At 41.0% G+C, this 19,293-nt stretch carries 18 protein-coding genes; 10 read left to right on the forward strand and 8 right to left on the reverse strand.

Annotated elements, in window-relative coordinates:
* Window positions 1-312 precede the first annotated feature (312 nt).
* From ACPPVU_RS09590 to ACPPVU_RS09610, 5 genes are all read left to right on the forward strand, one after another.
* Window positions 313-984: an ACP phosphodiesterase gene (locus tag ACPPVU_RS09590; RefSeq protein ID WP_426671478.1), complete on the forward strand. Its 672-nt coding sequence runs from the start codon at window positions 313-315 to the stop codon at window positions 982-984.
* An 84-nt stretch (window positions 985-1,068) separates the two neighbouring features.
* Window positions 1,069-1,512: a hypothetical protein gene (locus tag ACPPVU_RS09595; protein WP_426671479.1), complete on the forward strand. Its 444-nt coding sequence runs from the start codon at window positions 1,069-1,071 to the stop codon at window positions 1,510-1,512.
* 175 nt (window positions 1,513-1,687) lie between these two features.
* The gene (rpsA, locus tag ACPPVU_RS09600; RefSeq protein WP_426671480.1) at window positions 1,688-3,643 is read left to right on the forward strand and encodes a 30S ribosomal protein S1; all 1,956 of its coding nucleotides are present in this window, start codon (window positions 1,688-1,690) and stop codon (window positions 3,641-3,643) included.
* A 399-nt stretch (window positions 3,644-4,042) separates the two neighbouring features.
* Window positions 4,043-4,348, forward strand: a complete 306-nt coding sequence (locus tag ACPPVU_RS09605) for a hypothetical protein (RefSeq protein WP_426671481.1) — start codon at window positions 4,043-4,045, stop codon at window positions 4,346-4,348.
* A 20-nt stretch (window positions 4,349-4,368) separates the two neighbouring features.
* On the forward strand, window positions 4,369-4,764 hold the full coding sequence (locus ACPPVU_RS09610; RefSeq protein WP_426671482.1) for an ACT domain-containing protein: 396 nt from the start codon (window positions 4,369-4,371) through the stop codon (window positions 4,762-4,764).
* Window positions 4,765-4,988: 224 nt separating this feature from the next.
* Here ACPPVU_RS09610 and ACPPVU_RS09615 read toward each other — a convergent pair whose 3' ends face one another.
* The 4 genes from ACPPVU_RS09615 to ACPPVU_RS09630 form a co-directional block, all read right to left on the reverse strand.
* On the reverse strand, window positions 4,989-5,447 hold the full coding sequence (locus ACPPVU_RS09615; protein WP_426671483.1) for a VOC family protein: 459 nt from the start codon (window positions 5,445-5,447) through the stop codon (window positions 4,989-4,991).
* A 50-nt stretch (window positions 5,448-5,497) separates the two neighbouring features.
* Window positions 5,498-5,770, reverse strand: coding sequence for a hypothetical protein (locus ACPPVU_RS09620; protein WP_426671484.1), 273 nt, complete (start codon window positions 5,768-5,770; stop codon window positions 5,498-5,500).
* Between the two features lie 91 nt (window positions 5,771-5,861).
* Complete coding sequence (locus tag ACPPVU_RS09625; protein WP_426671485.1) at window positions 5,862-10,634, reverse strand: gliding motility-associated C-terminal domain-containing protein; 4,773 nt, start codon at window positions 10,632-10,634, stop codon at window positions 5,862-5,864.
* A gap of 80 nt (window positions 10,635-10,714) precedes the next feature.
* Window positions 10,715-11,887: a hypothetical protein gene (locus tag ACPPVU_RS09630; RefSeq protein WP_426671486.1), complete on the reverse strand. Its 1,173-nt coding sequence runs from the start codon at window positions 11,885-11,887 to the stop codon at window positions 10,715-10,717.
* Window positions 11,888-12,132: 245 nt separating this feature from the next.
* On the opposite strand from ACPPVU_RS09630, the gene ACPPVU_RS09635 reads away from it, so the two are divergent.
* Genes ACPPVU_RS09635 through ACPPVU_RS09645 form a run of 3 tightly spaced genes read left to right on the forward strand, consistent with a single transcriptional unit; the run spans window position 12,133 to window position 13,285 of the window.
* Window positions 12,133-12,855, forward strand: a complete 723-nt coding sequence (locus ACPPVU_RS09635; RefSeq protein WP_426671487.1) for a DUF5020 family protein — start codon at window positions 12,133-12,135, stop codon at window positions 12,853-12,855.
* A 59-nt stretch (window positions 12,856-12,914) separates the two neighbouring features.
* Window positions 12,915-13,088 carry a hypothetical protein gene (locus ACPPVU_RS09640; protein ID WP_426671488.1) on the forward strand — a complete coding sequence of 58 codons (174 nt, stop codon included), beginning with the start codon at window positions 12,915-12,917 and terminating at the stop codon, window positions 13,086-13,088.
* A gap of 29 nt (window positions 13,089-13,117) precedes the next feature.
* The gene (locus tag ACPPVU_RS09645; RefSeq protein WP_426671489.1) at window positions 13,118-13,285 is read left to right on the forward strand and encodes a hypothetical protein; all 168 of its coding nucleotides are present in this window, start codon (window positions 13,118-13,120) and stop codon (window positions 13,283-13,285) included.
* Window positions 13,286-13,323: 38 nt separating this feature from the next.
* Here the strand turns inward: ACPPVU_RS09645 and ACPPVU_RS09650 are convergent, their stop codons facing one another.
* From ACPPVU_RS09650 to ACPPVU_RS09660, 3 genes are all read right to left on the reverse strand, one after another.
* The gene (locus ACPPVU_RS09650) at window positions 13,324-14,190 is read right to left on the reverse strand and encodes a glycoside hydrolase family 16 protein (protein WP_426671490.1); all 867 of its coding nucleotides are present in this window, start codon (window positions 14,188-14,190) and stop codon (window positions 13,324-13,326) included.
* Between the two features lie 9 nt (window positions 14,191-14,199).
* Window positions 14,200-14,937, reverse strand: coding sequence for a hypothetical protein (locus tag ACPPVU_RS09655; protein WP_426671491.1), 738 nt, complete (start codon window positions 14,935-14,937; stop codon window positions 14,200-14,202).
* Window positions 14,938-15,142: 205 nt separating this feature from the next.
* Window positions 15,143-16,135 (reverse strand): IS110 family transposase, encoded by a 993-nt coding sequence (locus tag ACPPVU_RS09660; RefSeq protein WP_426668270.1) that lies wholly within the window; start codon window positions 16,133-16,135, stop codon window positions 15,143-15,145.
* A gap of 447 nt (window positions 16,136-16,582) precedes the next feature.
* On the opposite strand from ACPPVU_RS09660, the gene ACPPVU_RS09665 reads away from it, so the two are divergent.
* Both ACPPVU_RS09665 and ACPPVU_RS09670 read left to right on the forward strand, forming a co-directional pair.
* Window positions 16,583-17,848: a metallophosphoesterase gene (locus tag ACPPVU_RS09665; protein ID WP_426671492.1), complete on the forward strand. Its 1,266-nt coding sequence runs from the start codon at window positions 16,583-16,585 to the stop codon at window positions 17,846-17,848.
* Between the two features lie 60 nt (window positions 17,849-17,908).
* Complete coding sequence (locus ACPPVU_RS09670) at window positions 17,909-18,112, forward strand: hypothetical protein (protein ID WP_426671493.1); 204 nt, start codon at window positions 17,909-17,911, stop codon at window positions 18,110-18,112.
* A 1-nt stretch (window position 18,113) separates the two neighbouring features.
* Here the strand turns inward: ACPPVU_RS09670 and ACPPVU_RS09675 are convergent, their stop codons facing one another.
* Window positions 18,114-19,190 carry a PAS domain-containing sensor histidine kinase gene (locus tag ACPPVU_RS09675; RefSeq protein WP_426671494.1) on the reverse strand — a complete coding sequence of 359 codons (1,077 nt, stop codon included), beginning with the start codon at window positions 19,188-19,190 and terminating at the stop codon, window positions 18,114-18,116.
* Between the last annotated feature and the right edge of the window lie 103 nt (window positions 19,191-19,293).

A 19,293-nucleotide genomic window follows, 5' to 3' on the forward strand; every position in this document is an offset into this window, starting at 1 on the left:
AAGCCGATTGTTATCGGGACTGCAAAGATAATAGAATAGCGGAAAATCTCTTTTTTACCTTGAGGGCAAACGCGTCAATGTTGTAAATTTAGAAAGGAGGCACCTATGGTTGGCAATTTTGCCTCACCCTGCCCTCTCCTTTGGAGAGGATTCTAATGGAAGAGCGAAGTTAAAGTCCTCTCCTTTGGAGAGGATTTAGGTGAGGCAAAATTGCCATGTTCGCTCAATATACTTTTTTACCTTCAGCTTAAACAATAGTCAAAAATGTTTCGTATTTTGACCTTGATTAAAATCGACAGAAAGTGAAGATATATGAATTTCCTATCGCATTACTATTTCGACCGGGACACCACCAACTGTTACCACACGCTGGGTACGGTACTGCCTGATCTTTTAAAAAATGCGGATAAGACCATCAATATCCACCCCGAAAAACTTCACCACCCCGACAAAAATATAAACGATATTATACTTGGCTGGCAAAAACACCTGGAGGTAGACCGTTTTTTCCATTCCTCCGGATTTTTTGTTGCCCGTTCACATGCCGTAAAAAACTTATTGGCGCCTGCTATTACGGGCTCACCTGTGAAACCATTTTTCCTGGGGCATATTGCTTTAGAAATACTGCTGGATAACCTGCTCATCACTAATAATAAAGTATCGGTTGATGATTTTTATAATCATCTGAATTCATGTAAAACTGAAGTAATAAAAGAGTTTCTCAATTTCTCCGGACTGAAAGACACTGACAGGTTCTTTAAGTTTTATGAAGAATTTAAAAGAAGCCGCTATCTTGAAAGCTATGTACACAACCACCAGATAACCTATGCACTAAAACGTATATGCATGCGCGTATGGCATGATCCGTTTACCCCCGAACAAGAAGAAAAAATGACCGGTATTATTACCGCCTACCGCGGTGCCTTACAGGTTGATTTTATGTCAATTTTTGATTATATCTCTAAATTGTTATCACCCGATTAGCAGCGTATATTGAAAATATATTTATAAGGATTTTATTATTATATTTGATGAGATAGAACCTAAACGGACATCAATTTAACCTAAATGCTTTCTCAAGATAAAAGCAATACTCCTGAAGACAATGAAAGGCCTTTTGTAAATGGCGACAGACCTGTTCCGATAATTCCTGAAAGGCACGGCTGTGTAACTGCATGGCTAATAGTAATGCTAATAATAAACTCTATTTGTACTTTGATTTATTTCTTTGCAAGTAATTTGATGGAGAAAAGGCTAAAAGTTTCCTTTGTAACTATAGCGGCGATCGTTATAATAGGAGTTCTTAATAGTGTCTTTTCTGTAATGTTATTGTATTGGAAAAAAGCTGGGTTTTATGGGTTCTTCGCAACAACAATTATATCATTCATAATAAACTTTTGCATCAAGCTGCCCTTGATACCAACTATATTGGGTCTGTGTGGGATCGCTATTTTGTATGGAATCCTCCACATTAAAAAGGGAGGCAGATCTACTTGGTATTATTTAAAATAATGATATAGCTCATCCCAATTTCTGCCGATTTTATATTTTCATTTTTCCAATCGGCAATTTTTCTCGCTCAAAAGGCCTAAAAGCCAGTATTTAAGAGTAAATATTTTTTTATTACTCAAAAATATATCCGTACCTTTGCAGTCCCAATTGTATTGGGAAAAGGAGAAAATTTATTTTGGCAAAAAAACAAGAAGCAGAAAAAGAATTAAAAGCAAAGGAAGCTGAGCTGGATGTAGTTACAGCAACCGTAGAAAAAGAAACCATTGAATCAGAGGCTGATTCTCTGTCGATCGAGGAGATCAAATCAAAAGTTACAGCACCAAACGCAGATTTCGATTGGGACGCAGATGACAAAAAATTTGGCAATTACAATGATGCCGAGCGTGAGAAATTAGAGAAAATGTATGATGGAACGTTCAGCTCTATCAACAAAGGCGAAATCATCACCGGTACAGTTGTAAATGTTAACAGTAAGGACGTAGTATTAAACATCGGTTTTAAATCTGATGGTTTAGTATCCCTTTCTGAATTCCGTGATACACCAGATCTGAAAATCGGTGACACTGTTGAAGTATTTGTAGAGTCGCAGGAAGATGCTAACGGCCAGTTAGTACTTTCACGCAAACGTGCAAAAACACAGAAATCATGGGAAAGAATTAATTCCGCATTGGATAATGACGAGATCATCACCGGTTTTGTGAAGAGCAGAACTAAAGGTGGTTTGATCGTAGATATAATGGGCGTTGAAGCCTTTTTACCAGGTTCACAGATCGACATTAAACCAATCAGGGATTATGACGTTTATGTGGGCAAAACAATGGAATTCAAAGTTGTTAAGATCAACCACGAGTTTAAAAACGTAGTGGTATCGCACAAAGTGCTGATCGAAGACGATTTGGAAAACCAAAAAACTGAAATCGTTGCCAAACTTGAAAAAGGTCAGGTATTGGAAGGTACAGTTAAAAATATTACTGATTTCGGTGTATTCATCGACCTTGGTGGTGTTGACGGCTTACTGCACATTACTGACATTTCATGGGGACGTATCGAGCATCCGAGGGAAGTATTGGCACTTGATCAGAAGATCAACGTGGTTGTGCTTGACTTTGATGATGAGAAAAAACGTATCGCCCTTGGCTTAAAACAATTAACTCCTCACCCTTGGCAGTCATTAGACGATAAGATCGTTATCGGTTCTAAGGTTAAAGGTAAAATTGTTACCGTTGCTGATTACGGCGCATTCCTTGAAATCATCCCGGGTGTTGAAGGTTTGATCCACGTATCAGAAATGTCATGGTCACAAAACCTGCGCAACCCTCAGGAATTCCTGAAAGTTGGCGACGAGATCGAAGCACAAGTATTGACTTTAGATCGCGACGAACGCAAAATGTCATTAGGCATTAAACAATTAACGCCTGATCCATGGCAACATGCTGCTGAGAAATACGCAACAGGTACTACTCACATCGCTACAGTTAAAAACATGACTAACTTCGGTGTGTTTGTTGAACTGGAAGACGGCATTGACGGATTGATCCACATCTCTGACCTTTCATGGTCTAAGAAGATCAACCATCCTAATGAATTCACTAAAGTTGGTGAAAAATTAAACGTGGTTGTATTAGAACTGGATGTTGAGAACCGCAAGCTGAGCTTAGGTCACAAACAACTGGAAGAAAACCCATGGGATACTTTCGAAACGATCTTCACTATTGATTCAGTACATGAAGGTACCGTGTTGAAAGTAACCGATAAAGGCGCTATTGTTGCCCTTCCTTATGGTGTTGAAGGATTTGCTCCTGTTAAACACATCGTTAAGGAAGATGGTAAGAGCTTAAAAGCTGAAGAAGCTGCTGAGTTCAAGATCATTGAATTTAACAAGGAAAACAAACGTATCGTTATTTCACACTCACGTATCTGGGAAGAAGCTCGCGCCGAAGCAAGGGTACATGAATTTGAAAGCCGCAAGAAAGAAGCTAAAGCAGCTAACACCGCGGTGAAGAAAGTGAAAGATTCGGTTGAGAAATCAACTTTAGGTGATCTTAGCGTATTGGCCCAACTGAAAGAACAGATGGAAGGTGCTGAAAGCAAAGCTAAGAAAGCTAAAAAGTCTGAAGAAGAAGCCAACTAAAAGCTTAAATAAATTAAATCCTTTAAGCCCTGTCTGCTATGGTAGACGGGGCTTTTTTGTGGCTTCACCCAGCCCATCTCCAGATGGCTTCGCGTATAGATATCTAAAATTATATCCCTGGAAAAAAATTATATCCCTTGAAAAACTGCTCCGTCAGGAGCAAAATGTTGGTGGAAAAAAATAATTAAAGCGGATTTTTGCGCCTTAGGTGCAATACACGAATGTGCATTTATTATCATTTTGTACGATGGCGTAAATGTGTTGCACCTATGGCGCAAATATGGTTTCCCTTGCTTTTTTATACCAACATTGTGCCCCGATGGGGCAAACAGGGCTATTCCAAACAAAAACAAATGTAACCAAGATTAAACTTTACCGTATTGATATTACATTTACGATATGAAGAACCCTAATCCCGACGAACGCAATTCAAAGACCTTTGCTTTTATCATTATTGTTGCCCTTATCATGACCATATTGATGCGTGGCGTTAATACCCGCATGGATGTGCCTCATATTCTTTATGTTGCGGTAGCTGTGCTTAGTGGCGTTGTAAGTATAATCAGCTATATTGGCTTTATTTATTGTAAGATGTATAAGCCTGTGGGCTCACAGATTTTAATGGATATGATCAAGATTATCCTTTTGGGTGTAATTGTGTACTTTACGGTAACTTTTTCAATTACTGTTATATCTAACCTATAAATATTTTATCGGATTCTGATATGAGTGGCGAAACCAATATTGAATCCCTGTTAAAAAACATGACCCCAAAGCTGAACGAAGGGGAGTATGTTTTTTGCACCGTGCCGTCAGTTGCTGAAATTAATATGGCGGACGTAATTGGAGCATTCAAAGAGGACGAGGGCTGGACGATCATCCTTAATAAAGAATTAGCCGATAAGCAGGGCTATAAATATTCGTACGTTGCTGCCTGGATAACATTAACCGTACACTCATCCCTGGAAGCGGTAGGATTAACTGCTGCATTTTCATCAGCACTGGCAAAACATTTTATAAGCTGCAATGTGGTTGCAGCTTATTATCACGATCATATTTTTGTAGCACAGAAAGACGCGGAGAAAGCATTAAATGTGCTGAAAGAGTTATCACAGGTATAACGTGAATTGTCAACCACTACCAGCAGCAAAGCCTTCAATAACTTACTAAGACAATATTGCATTAGGCGTCGTAGACGCTAAAGCTTTGTAGAAATTTATAACGGCCCCATTTGCGTGCCGTTAGGTACGCAGACTTGTTCCGTACTTAACGGCACGGATTTTTAGACGTTTTGTTTTCTACCAAGCTTAAACCCCGATGGGGTTTCATCAAAATAAGAAAGGTCTTATTTCGCGTTATTCACCTCTATCCAATAACCATCAGGGTCCTGGAAATAGATCTGCGTTACGCCATCGGCTCTTAGCTGGGTCTTTTTGTAATCGCCTGCCCAATTGCCGTATTTGATGTTGAACTTATCAAGATGCTTCATGAAATCCTCCAAAGAAGCAACGCTGAAACACAAGTGATTATTGATGTCATGCGCAACGGTGGGGCAATCGGCCTGTATCACGTGCAGTTGGGTACCCGGACCTATGCTGAACCATTGATGAACGGTATCATGAAATGGGTTAGCGATCTTCGTTAATTCAAGTACATCGCTGTAAAAATCGACACTTTTTTTAAGGTCATGGGCACAGACAGCCACATGGTTAAGGGTTGGTTTATTGCCCTGCGCATAGCAAATTCCCGAAAGGGTTAGGGTGATAAACAGTACAAAAAGTTTTAAGGTATTGATCTTGTTCATGCTAACAAGATACAAAAAAGGATATAAGGCAGGTAGGGGTCAGACAAATGTTACATTGCCGGTAAAAAGAAGGTGTAATTCAGTTTGCTGTCATAACAGGCTACCATATTAGGAACTATCGGTTCAGGTTCTGCTGTAACGGTGTTCTGCATATTCCAATCGTCAATATCTATCATGATGCCTTTTGCATGGTAATGGTTATCATCCGCAGGGCATTTAACGGTATACTCCTCTTTGCCGGTTAACGCAATAATGGGCCGCGAGCCGCAATATTTGCACACCTGGCATTTAATAGTTTCGGGTATATTGATGTAATCACGCATGTGGAGTATTAATACGGTGCGCTGCTGCAATAGGTTACTTGCAATAAGGTTTTTATTATCAGGCAGATATGCGGATATCCTTAAACAAACACTATCGTATCAACGCCACATAGCCCGATAATGGCTTAGTGCCATTTTTAAGATCGATAATATAATAGTAGGTGCCTGTGGGTAACTGCGAGCCATTATAAATACCATCCCATGCACTCGGATAACCTCTGGATTGGTAAATAAGGCCTCCATAGCGGTTATAAATGGATACCATACATTGCGGATAACCTGCCAGCGCTGGTATATTCCAAAGATCATTATAACCGTCACCGTTAGGCGTAAAGGCATTTGGTATGACCACATTGGGCGATACCGCTATAATAGTTAACGTACCCGGAATTGGATTAAATGTATAGTTGTTTGACAATTCGCCACTTATGTTGATCGGGTATTCACCCGGTGGCGATGTTTCATTTGCGGGGGTTGTTGCCTGAGCCTGAGCAATTAATTGTGCCTGCGTTTCGCCATAAACAAACCCGGTGTAGGTAATAATAAATTCGGGGTTGGGGGTACCATAAAAGCGGGTTTCATCCCTAACGGTGATGGTTAACAACGCCTTATTAACTGTAAGCACTTCAGTTACCGGACTGGCCGCAATAAAATCGGCATTGCCAGCTTGTGATGCGGTAATGTTTGCTGTGCCTGCACCGGTAATATGTATATTACCATTTACAATAGTGGCTACGGCAGTATTATCGCTGGTGTAAATAATAGGTATGGCATTGTTGGTGCTTAATGCTCCAGGGTCAAAATCGGCATCGCCATAAGTTTTTTGCGGGATGGGATTGAAGGTGATGGTTTGTGGTGTGAGTACCTTTGCAACCACCGTAATATTGATAGTGAATGAACCGCTCCCTCCAGAATTACTTGCTGTTATCGTATAATTAGTAGCCGGTGAAACTACAGTTGGCGTACCGCTGATGATGCCGGTTACAGGATTCAAGGTTAAACCTGCGGGCAACGGTTGGTCTGCCGTGTAACTGGTAGCTGCCCCACCAGTGTTAGTCGGTGTTAATGGGGTTATAGGTGTATTCACAGTATATACTTGCGGCGTTGGGTACGTAATGACAGGTGCAGGAAGAATAACGGATATAGTGACCGTGGTGCTATAGTTACCACCTTCATTGTACCCCGTAATGGTATAAGCAGTGGCTGGGGACGGTGAAGTAGGTGTACCGCTGATAACGCCTGTAGCACTATCAAAATTTAACCCGATTGGCAGTGATGGTTCGATGGTATAGCCCGTTACAACTATTTTCCGTACGCAGGTTTGGTCGGTTGCATAAAGTACGCCGTGGGTATATACCAGGCCGGCGGCGTTATAAAAATTGGCCTCTCCGCCTATACCGTCTGCTGAGATCTTTCTCAAATTATCACCTGCTATGGGCACTACTACTCCTAACTGATTGATCATCCTTACCACAAGGTTATGAGCATCCGCTATGTAAATATCACCCGCAGGATCTGTTGCCAGCGCAGACGGTTTAGTAAAACGAGCCGACGTTAAAGGGCCATTTATCAAACCGGGGGTAGTGGTACCGGCAAGGGTGCTAACTATACCAGTATTACCTATCTCGCGTATCATGTTATTATTTTGATCCGCGACATAGAGGTTACCCGAGACATCAAACTTAACGTCTGACGGATTATTAAACGTTGCAACAGCAACAGGGCCATCATTAGAACCTATAACTGTAGGATTACCTGCGAAAACGCTGGAAGTAGCATCGGGCAAGATCTCCCTGATAACGTCATTTGACTGATCGGCTACAAATAAATTACCGAATTGGTCACTCGTTACACCAATGGGATTAAATAAATTGATGCTACTGCCGGCAAATGTTGTTACTGCACCGCCGGGTGTAATTTGCCTTATAGAACGATTGTTAATATCGCCTGCAAATATATTCCCCGATGGGGAAACGGTTAATCCGGCAATATTATTAAAGCCTGCAGCAGTGCCGGTCCCATCTGATGCGTTGCTGGGGTTGCCGCCTGCCAGGGAAGTAACTAAAGCCGCAGGTGTTATTTTTCTGATCCTGATATTGTCAGCAACATACAGGTTTCCGGAGGCATCAATATCTATTCCCCATAAACCGCTAAATTCGGCATTGGTACCTGTGGCATCAAGAAACCCGGAAGTGCCGTTTTTACCTGCGAATGTGGAAACACTCCCGAATATAGTGGCTGGTACCGGGCCGCCTGTCGTTGTCGGTCCTAAAGGCGGTATCAGGACATCCACAGTATAAACTTGAGGCGATGTATAGCTAAAATGTGGTCGTACAACAGGAAGAACAACCTGGTTACGCACGGTAATAGTGATCGTGAATTGGCTGAACCCACCGCCATTGTAAGCTGTAACAGTATACTGCGTAGGAGGGAATATTATAGTGGGTGTGCCTGTAATAATACCGGTAGTAACATTAAAAGTTAAACCCGGTGGCAAGGGTTTATCAATAGTATAGCCTGTAAGCACTATTTTTCTGATCATGCCATTGCGTGCATCAGTTACGTAACCGGTACCGGTGGCATCAATATAAAGATCGATAGGGTGAAAGAATGATGCCGCTGTACCTGTCCCGTTGGCCGAGCCCTGTGCCTGTGAAGCGCTGCCCGCAACCAATGATACGGTTCCATCAGGCATAATCCTCCTGATATCATTATTCCGCAAATCGGCCACATAGATAACTTTCCCCGAACCGATGGCAACGCCTGTAAGGTTATTGAACCTCGCGACAGTACCAACCCCATTAGCAAAGCTTCCTGTATTGCCGCTGACATTACTTCCGGCAACGGTAGTTACTACACCCGCCGGTGTGATCATTCTTACGGCATTGTTCAAATAATCTGCCACATAGATATTGCCTGATGCATCTACCTGTACATCTTCCGGCAGATTAAAACGAGCTGCTGTACCTGTTGCGTTTATGTACCCTACATAGGTTGAAGGGCTACCTGCAATTATCGTAAGTACTCCTGCCGGACTTATTGAACAAATCTGGTTGGCGTCTTGCGCCGAAACAATAAGATTTCCGGAATTATCGAAGCACACACCCGTCGGGCCAAAAGCTCCGGGGGCCTGGTAAAAGGTAGATACAACGCCTGCAGGAGTGATCTTCCTTATCGCATTATTGCCATAATCGCCTACAAAAAAATTGCCTGATGCATCTATTGCTATACCATCGGGGTTTGAAAATAGTGCTGCAGTGCCCGTAGCATTTACAAATCCGGGTGCTCCTGTCAGGCTTCCGGCAAAGGTGGTTACTGCGCCGGTTGGTGTTACCTTGCGTATGGCGTTATTGTTGGCATCAGCTACGTATAAATTGCCTGCTGCATCGGCAACTGCTGTGTAAGGAATGTTAAATTGAGCACTTGTGCCTGTATTATTTACATAACCGAGTGATCCCGAACCCGCAAGCGTACTTACTTGTCCGTAAATTGTTGCAGGTACTGCGCCACCGCTATTGGTTGGTGCTAAAGGCGTTATAGCTGTACTTACAAAATAGTTTTGCGGCGTTGTGTAGGTGATGTTGGGTGCTGTAACGGATGGGGGTGGTATTGAGGCGCCATTTACTGTAATTTTAAATGTAATTGGCGCACTATTGCAACCAGTACCTGCTGAAATAAAATTGCCAAGCGAAATAGGGCTGAGTCCGGCAGTTATATTATTAGTTACGGCATTAGTTGCAGTATTAATTACAGCAACGCCATCCGGATTCTCCGTAGCTACATAAATTTCACTACCATCAGGAGCCATCGAGATACCATAGGGATAACCATTTGTTGGTATCGTTAATAAAACAGTGTTATTTATCGTACTGATTACGTATACTCCTTTGGGAGATAAAGTCGTAACGTATATTTTGCTGCCATCAGGAGTTACAGAGATGCCATAAGGGTTTCCTCCTACCGGAATTGTGGTTAATAAAGAATTTGTTGCAGTATTAACAACCATAACCGTACTAGCATCATTCTTCGTTATATAAAGTCTGCTACCATCCGGGCTTATCGCCATGCCCGAAGAATATGAGTTAGTTGGAACTTTTGTTACAATTGTATTGTCTATTGTATTAATTACATACAGGGCCAAATCTCCGCCTGCAACACTTAGCACATAAAGCCATTTTCCATCTGGACTAATAGTAATCCCTGTTGGCGCAGAAACCAGTATAGTTGAAGTGACGGCATTTAAGGCAGTATTAATTACCGAAACAGTTCCACTATTTGAATTAGTTACATATATTTTACTGTCATCCGGACTTATTGCTATCCCAAAGGGAGTTTTATCTACAGGAATAGTTGTGGTGACGATATTTGTTAAGGTGTTTATTACAGAAACTGAGCCATTTGGAGAATCAGAGGTAGTCGGAGTTTGACTGGCATTTGCCACATATAAGCGAGTCCCATCATGACTAATAGCTTCTCCCCAAGGTTCAACCCCTACCGGAATTGTTTTTACCAGTGTATGGCTGGCAACATTAATTACTGTAACATCATTTGAACCTGAATTAGTTATATAAGCAAATCCAGACGAAACTGGAGTCGCCGTAATAGTGGCAGTCACCGGCCCATTACCAGTATTTGAAGCGGTAAAAGACGGAATATTACCGTTTCCGCTTGCAGGCAGACCTATGCCAGGTGTGTTATTAACCCATTTATATGAGCATCCGGTTGCTGGAAAGTTAATGGCCGTTGTTGTAGCGCCATTTGGTATAGTTTGATTAGAAACCTGCGCCAAAACACTATTAAAACCACCCCATATGATCGATAAAAAAAGAGCCAGGAATATGTTTAAACAGTATTTGTGCATCATATGCAAATTGTGTACGGTTTAGTATTGGATGTTAAAAATACGAAATAAATATTTAACAGGTTGTGGTTTAAAGTAACAATTTATTGACTGCATATATTTCCGGCTATCCTGAAGAAAGTAAAATGGGCTGGAATCACAGCCGTACTATCCTTAAATCCTTTAATGGCAAAAATGCCGATGTATTTGGGTTGAATATCAAATTCCTGGCTTATTACCTCCTTAAAGGCGGTGTTTTCGCTTATGCCTCCTGAGTATAGGAACCGGAATCGTTTGCCTGTTTTTTCAATACGCAGGGCTGAATTTTGCAGATTTTTGATCAATCCCGGGTTATGGCTTGCGCTGTCAAGATATAGGATAGTTTTATGAGCGATCTCCTCCGGCTTCCCGAAACCTTTACCTAAGGAGGTAATGGCTTGTATTAATATCTCTTTTGAGGCCGGATATCCGCCAAAAAAATCGTTGTAAGCTATGGATAGCCTGATGCTTTTACCTGTGAGCGTAGTATCTTCTAATAAAAGAATGCCAGCTTGTTGCCATTCTTCTTTCGGGATAAAGTTGTTCAGGTGCACTTCGGCAATAAAGCAATCATAAGGTATGGGCCTTAAAAGCAAATTTTTGATAACAGGCTGATTTGCCGGATCGGGCCAGTTATCGCCCTTTAAAGTGAAAAGTGTGAGTTGGCCGGGTGTTTCACTTCTTTTGGTCCAATAGGTATTGTCAGCGTCCTTTATAAACCATCCCCTGGTGGTAAGGTTATTACCGGCGACAGCTTTAAAATCATCCGTAAATTCTGCTGAGCCTTTTGAAAAGATGTGGTTCATATACATCACCGACAGGATGATAATGACTATACCCGCAGCAAGTATCCAGGCCGCTGTAGCCCATCCTTTGGGTGGTGCTTTTTTACGCGACTTATTAAATTGTTCCTTATATAAAAACCAGTAGGGGTGATGGCTCTCATCATTTTTTCTTTTGATCTCGGTAGTATAGGGGGCCCGCAATACGTACCGGGCCAATGTATCAAGCGTAGCTACGGATGGATTTTCAGGTTTTGCCGTGTTTGGATCGACAACAAAAAAGGAATAGTTCTTTACACTTTTCCAGCCGATGGAAAGACCGGTTTGATCCAGTACCTGGTTGCAAAGCAGCTTGCTCTCGGTTTCTGATAACGGATTTTCTAAAGCCTGCCCGAAACATTTAAGGTATGCCTCCTTAAATAATGCGGTAAAGGCTAAGTAGTCCGAATTGTTCATATAGTGCTTATAATCAGTATTTTAGTTTAGCCTCACCTAAATCCTCTCCAAAGGAGAGGACTTTGATTGGCAAAAAGAATATTTTTCTTTTAAGCCCTTCTCCTTTGGAGAAGGGTTGGGATGAGGCTAATATACATTTCCGCGACATTTCCGCAGCAATTACGCCCCGTCAGTTCTACTGTAAAGATATTTACAAAGATGCCGAAAGAACAAAGTTTTTTCACAACCCTGCATCGCATTGAATTATGAAATTTCGCTTGCTATTTATCTTAGGAATGTTGCCATCCCTGCTTTTTGCCCAAACGCTGCAATTGCATTATGATTTCAGGCACACGCTTGATCCATCGCACAATTCAATGAATTTCCCGACCATCTATTTTGAGTACTTTAAACAAAAGGATACGTCCGGCGCATTTTTTTTGAAAATGGAAAGTGATTTGAATGGACAAAACCATAACATCGGGAAGTTTTATACGCAGTTAACCCAATCGTTTAAATTCTGGAAACCCAAAGTTTATGTGCAGGTACAATATAGCGGTGGTCTGGGGATTTCTGAGCCTGGATCGTACCCATACTATATCGCCAATGCTTTTTCTTTGGGCGCGGTGTATCCTTTTCGATGGAAAGGGGCATGGTTTAGCACGGCATTATCCTACACTTATAATGCTTTTAAAAAGCCGAGTAATGATGTGCTTTATTCGTTCTACTGGGGCCGTGGTTTCTGGAATTATAAGGTTGAATTCATCGGGGATGTGGAGCTGTATACGATGAACAGGAACACAGGAGATAGTTTTACCAGTGACCTGAATGGCAAAAGTGTGGCCTTTTTTGGCGAGCCGCAGGTATGGTTCAGGATACATAAAGGGTTTGCAATAGGGTCAAAAATCAACCTGTATTACCATGTATTAACCAATGAAGATCTATTCCAAACATACCCCACTTTAGCTGTGAGGTTTAAGTTTAACTAAACAATTTCGCTGATTTTGTAGTTATACGAATAACATCTAAGAAAAAAAGTATTACTACCATGAAAAAGCAAATTTTGAGATTATTAGCTCTGCTGATATTTGCGTCAGTAACTATTACAAGTGTAACAAGCTGTTCCGTTGAATATCGTGAACGCCACGGACACCATGACGGTGATCATGGACACGATCATGATCATGATCACGACCACGATAATAAATACCGTAATTATTAATCAATTATTTCACGAAAATTAAATCAATAATGAAGTATTTAAAAGTATTAGCGGTAGCTATTGTATGTTTATTAGCGTTTGGTGCTGCACAGGCACAGGTTGTTGTAAGAACCCAGGTAGGCCCGCAACACCGATACCATCATCGGTATCATCACGCAAGGTATCATCATCATCATTACAATCATTACCGCCGTTAATAAAGAGAGGCCCGGGAGTTTAATTCCGGGCCTTTTTGTTAATTTTTAGGTTTGGTTACCAACACCCAATCTACCAGTATTTTTGCCTGTCCCGCCTTTATCTTATCCACGGTAGCCTGCGAAATTCCAAAGTAAGGTGCTTTAACTTTATTTACACCCTGGGGATATCCGCCGCCCAATGCAAAATTAAGGATGATAAACTTAGCATTATCATAGGCCCAGCGACCATAATGTTCAACCATGGCGCGGGTAACCGTATAAGTGGTTATGCCGTCTGTTTTGAAAACCAGCAGATCGGGCGTCCAATCAACAGAATAAACATGCCATTGATCAACATCCATACCTTTCGGGAAAATATAACGATAAGCTAAAGGCGTGTTGCCGAAATAGTTTGGCCCATGCAGGGCATTGCTTATCCAGCTCGAATCACCTACGGTTTCCATCATGTCAATTTCACCGCAATCGGGCCAGTTGCCATTGCCCAGGGCCCAAAAAGCCGGCCATAAACCCGCACCAGAGGACATCTTCATCCTTGCTGAAGCGGTGCCATAAGTAAATTCCATCTTACTGCGGGTGTTTATCCTGCCCGAAATAAAATCGTATTTCTTTTGTTCCTTACTGGTATAACCGGGATGGTAAATGGGCTTAATAACCAATGCACCATTGCTGGCACCTTCGGCGTCCTTGCCATGCACCATGTATAGTACCGATGATGAGTCGACATAAGCCTGTTGTTCGTTATTCACCGTATTGCCTGTTATCTCAACGTTCCACTTACTGCGGTCGAGCTTGTTGGCGTTAAAATCTTCAAAAAATACGGTATCTGTTTTTGTTTTTTGCTGCGCGATACTGCCCAGCGGCGCCATAAAAAGTGCCAGGATAGATAAAGAAAAAAGGGTTCTCATAAATGGATCTTATTTTATGATGTAATTATAAGAAATTGACGCTGAAGTTCTGCCAACATTCGCCATAGCTTTTACAGGGAACCCATCACTATTGTAGGTATAGATGTAGGTATCAGCGTTTTTGAGCACCACATTATTTATAAGGGAGCTTTCATCATCATAAGCCAGGTACATAAAAAAATAATTATTGGGCGCCATATCCACGAAAGGATTTTTTTGAGCGTCGTACTCGTAATTGATATAATTATAAAGATCATTGGAGCCATCCGCATTAAAATACTCTAAACTTGAAACATTGCCCCGGCTGTCATAAGTTAAAACCTGGTACCCGGATTGTTTGGTTTGTTTCTTTACCATTTGTTTTTTATCATTAAAAATAAAAACGGTGGTATCATGGGCAAAATTAGGGCCATATGAATAATAGCCTATAGTATCAGCCCGGTAAAAAAAATCGTATTCAATAACCAGCGCTCCATTATTATTGAATTTTTTCCCAATACTTACACGACCCTGGCCATCATAGTTAATAGTGTAGCTCAACTGGCCGGGGTGTGAACCGGTTACTATTGTTTTCATTCGGTTATTGTCATCGTAAGTATAAGTTGTGGTGTCGGGCTGGCTGCCTTGTGAAGCTTCATTAATGATCTCCTCTTTTAGCAAATAGATCTTCTTATTCTGATTATCCTTTTTACAAGCAGCAGCCAGGCATATCATCAACACAAAAACATACAGCAACAACTTTTTCATGACGAAAATTTATAGGTTTTCCCGAAGGGCATGCGGAAATGAAAATGAAAAGGTACTAAATTTTTGATAAAGGCAAGTATTTACCTTTTTAATTTGCTATAAACAGGTTATTCCTCACGGAATTAAAATTTAGTTAAGTAAATAGGTAATGGGCTCCGTATTCTAGGTTTACCATATATCCAAATTAATTTAAAATTGCTTTTTTTCAGGCTGATCGTTTGTAGTTATCCACATACATTTCACCTCTTTTTACTAAGGAGAACATTCGGAGGATCAGCTTGAATTTAACATTGTTTAATACCAGTGGATAGCATTTGTTTTTGAACTTTCTTTCGGCATATGCTTTGAGTTCAAGGTCATGCGCTATCGCTGTTTTTGCAGCTTGATTCAACTCCTGTTTCAGTTCCTTATTTGCAAGTTTACTGACCCTTGTGCGGCCTTTGACACTTGTTCCCGATTTATGACCAAATGGAAGCACACCCACATACACTGCGTACGTTCTTGCATCCGGGAAACTGGTAAAGTTTTCGGTATAAGCGATGGTCATCCATGCATTTATTTTACCGATGCCCTTGATGCTGGTTATTATCCGGTAGTTTAACAACATAGCGTCATTGGCTTTAACTATTTCCATTATCTGTTTCTCCACCTGGTTTATGTACACCGTGTTTGATTTCATTTTTGCCTTACTAACACGGGTAATTGTATCGGCTGTCTTTATCTCGTACATGTGCTGGCGCTCGCTTAATGTGCTTTGCAAGCCCGCATTTTCCCGTACCAATCGTTTACGAAAAGATAAGAGCTGTTTAAGTATCAGGATGGTTTTATCCAACGGCCTTGAAGGCTCAATGTCTTTTATCCTTTGTTCACCATATTTGCTGATACGAAAGGAGTCGGCCTCATCACTTTTCCCCCTGGTCATACCCATGGAGTTTTTTATTTCAAGTCCAGGCACCCTGCAATATGAAATAGAAAAAGCCTCGCAAAATTGAATGAACCTGTATTCATAACCACCCGTGTATTCCATCACTATCAGGGTTTCTTGCAAATCGATGTTATGAGTTTTACACCACTTCTGAAATACCTTGAACCCCGCAGAACAATTGTCGATTTTGATGTGCTGCCCAAGCTCGTAACTACTTACGTCCAGTGTCAACTTCGACACATCCACCCCCAGAATAACATTCCACTTTCTCATACGTTTATAATTTAAGTTTATAAAGATTGCCTTTTGCCGAAAAAACCTTTGTTGTAGCAAGGTTAGTATTCTAGTTGGGCCTTGGGCAATCATAAAGGGCAGGGACTAATACGGAGCATAGTTCTGTAAACTTAGTAGGAGCTCAAGTTCACCCTGCCCTTTATCATAACGTTATTCACAAAGTTTTTAGTTTTTAACACCCCCCAGACCCCCCGTTTCAAACAATAACAATATTTATAAAAAATACTCTTAATTAGACCAAAGGGAGGAGCTGCCTGTTTATAGAAAAAATACAAATAGAACCGGGCTCTGCCAGGAGCCACCTAATTGCATATTGCTTCGAAGGGATTATTGACAGAATTATTTTAAACGCGATCCCCCTGAGAAAGGCAAGTATTTACCTTTTAATTACTTTCGGTTTTATAAATTGCAAAACGAATTGATTATATGCATAGAGGTGGTTTTTTCAGGATATTTCTAATAATGGCGGCTATTACCCTGCTGCTCGACGTATATGTTTTCTTTGGATTGAGAACGTTTGTAAGGGACTGGCAGTCGCAACGGTTAAAACGGGTGGTGCTTTGGGGATACCTGCTTATATCAGTAGGAGTTACTGCTTTGTTCCTTTTGGGCTTCGGCAGTTATAGTACGGCAAAAGGCATGACACCTTTTCATGAATGGATGCTGAGCCTGTTCATTACATTTCTAATCACCAAAATATTCTTCGCTCTTGTGTTGGTGATAGGGGATTTGGGAAGATTATTTTATGGTGTGGGCGACCGTTTGATAGGAGGTGAAAAGAAAGCAGGAGAACCCTTTTTTCCGGCACGCCGCAAATTCATCAGTGAGATTGCGATACTGGTGGCCGCTGTGCCGTTTACCGGGTTCTTTTATGCCATGTTTAAGGGTAAATATGATTATAAACTGCATAAAGAAACGCTTTATTTTGATGACCTGCCCGATGCTTTTGACGGTTTTACTATCACCCAGCTCTCGGATATCCACTCGGGTAGTTTTGATAATACAGATGCTGTTCAGCGCGGTATCGACCTGGCTAAAGCCCAGAAAAGCGACCTGTTTGTTTTTACAGGCGACCTGGTAAATAATGCCGCCTGGGAAATTGAACCTTATTTAGAACGTTTTAGTCAATTGAAAGCGCCTTACGGGCAGTTCTCTATATTAGGTAATCATGATTATGGTGATTATATTATTTGGGACAGTGAGGATGAAAAGGCTGCCAATCTTGAAAAGCTAAAACAGCATCATAAGGCACTAGGCTATCGTCTTTTGCTGGATGAAAATGTTGTGTTAGAAAAGAACGGACAAAAGATAAGCCTGATAGGCGTACAAAACTGGGGAAGGGGATTTATACAGATAGGGGATCTGGACAAAGCACTAACTGGTGTGGATAAAGATGCTTTTAAGATATTACTATCACATGATCCAACACATTGGGAAGAAAAAGTACGATATGATCCTACAAAAATACATTTGACCCTGGCCGGGCATACTCACGGAGCGCAATTTGGTGTCGAAGCAGCGGGTCTGCGCTGGAGCCCGGTACAATATCGTTACTATGACTGGGCCGGTCCTGCCGGGCAAAATGGAAGGCAACTCTACGTAAACCGGGGCTTTGGCTTCCTTGCATTTTCGGGTCGGTTGGGTATATGGCCGGAGGTGACGGTGATTACACTGAAGAAAAAAGTAGCTTAATTTCGAAATTATATTAAACAATCGGGTTCTTCATAGCTTTTATAATCAATACAATAAGCTATGGCTGCCACCAAAGTAAAAATCATCGACCCAAAAGGGAAAGACATAAAACATACCAATCGCGATAACTGGGAAGTAATGAAACCTTTTGTGAAGTTTTCATTTGCAGCTATCAAGATGATCGGGCTGGCTTTAATAGCAGTAGTAAGTATTTTACCAATGCTAAAGCCTCGTCCGGATAACACCAAAGTAAAACGAAGGTGAATTATTTGTTTAATATACTGACAACGAATGATGTGCCTTTTCCCGGCTCGCTTTTGATCGCTAATTTCCCATGGTGATTTTCAAGGATTTCTTTAGCCATCACCAATCCCAGGCCAAAACTATCAGTTATTTGATTTTTTAATCTATGACTGCCTTTGTTATTTAAAATACGTTCACATTGGGCTTCTGTCATACCTGGGCCGATGTCTCTGATCACCAGCTCTGAATAATCCCCTTTTTTATCTAATGAAATATAGATATTCCCATTTTCAGGACTGTATTTGATGGCATTATCAATTAAATTGCGGCATACCACATCCAAAATAAAAGAATCAAAATATAAGCTGACATCTTCCGGCAATTCAAAAACAAAATCAATATTTTGTTTCTCCATGCGCTCTTTATAATATTCCCGGTATTTAAAAAAGAAGTCTTCAATATGGATACTTTCACGCATTTCAATTAAACTGCCCCTGTCTGCGCTGGTACGTACCAGTAATGAGTTGATGATGTTAAAAACATAATCAATTTGGGTGCCCATACTAAAAAATATCTTCTCCATTTCCTGGTCAGACAGATCCATATTTTTATAATTGTTAACGATGTGCTTCAGGTTGCCCAGGGGACTTCTGACATCATGGGCGATTATTGATAACAAAATATCTTTTTGCTTTAAAACATCTTTAAGCTCCTCATTATTTTCCTGCAGCGAATTTATATCTAAAAAATTGATCACCTTATTATTACCATGAATGCTTTCGTGGATGTCAAACCATTTATAAGAGCCATCGGCACAGCGCACTTTTGTGATCATGTGCACATGGGTTTCGCCTCTGTTCCTAGCTTCTTCCAGTCTTTTTTTCCAATTCGCTTTTACTTCGCGCCGGTAATCCTCGTCAGGGTGAACTTTGTCGAACCAGATTTCCTGGTCCAGTATATCCTCAGCATTATATCCGATCTGTGATAAAAAAGCTTTATTTACATATTGGCATACCGTTTCATTATTGGCTAATAGAATAGGTGTAGTTATAAGGTCGATCGTCTCGTAAAATTCATTCGTTTCAATAAGTTGTTCCATAGGTAGGTAATGATGGCGTAAATTTAATTTACTTCTTTAAATAAAGAAGATAAATTATTCATTTTTAGACTTGTGTAGCCGTCACTAATTAATTAGGTGGTTT

Origin of the sequence: Mucilaginibacter sp. McL0603 (genome assembly GCF_049992945.1) — a bacterium.
In the GTDB taxonomy this organism is placed as follows: domain Bacteria; phylum Bacteroidota; class Bacteroidia; order Sphingobacteriales; family Sphingobacteriaceae; genus Mucilaginibacter.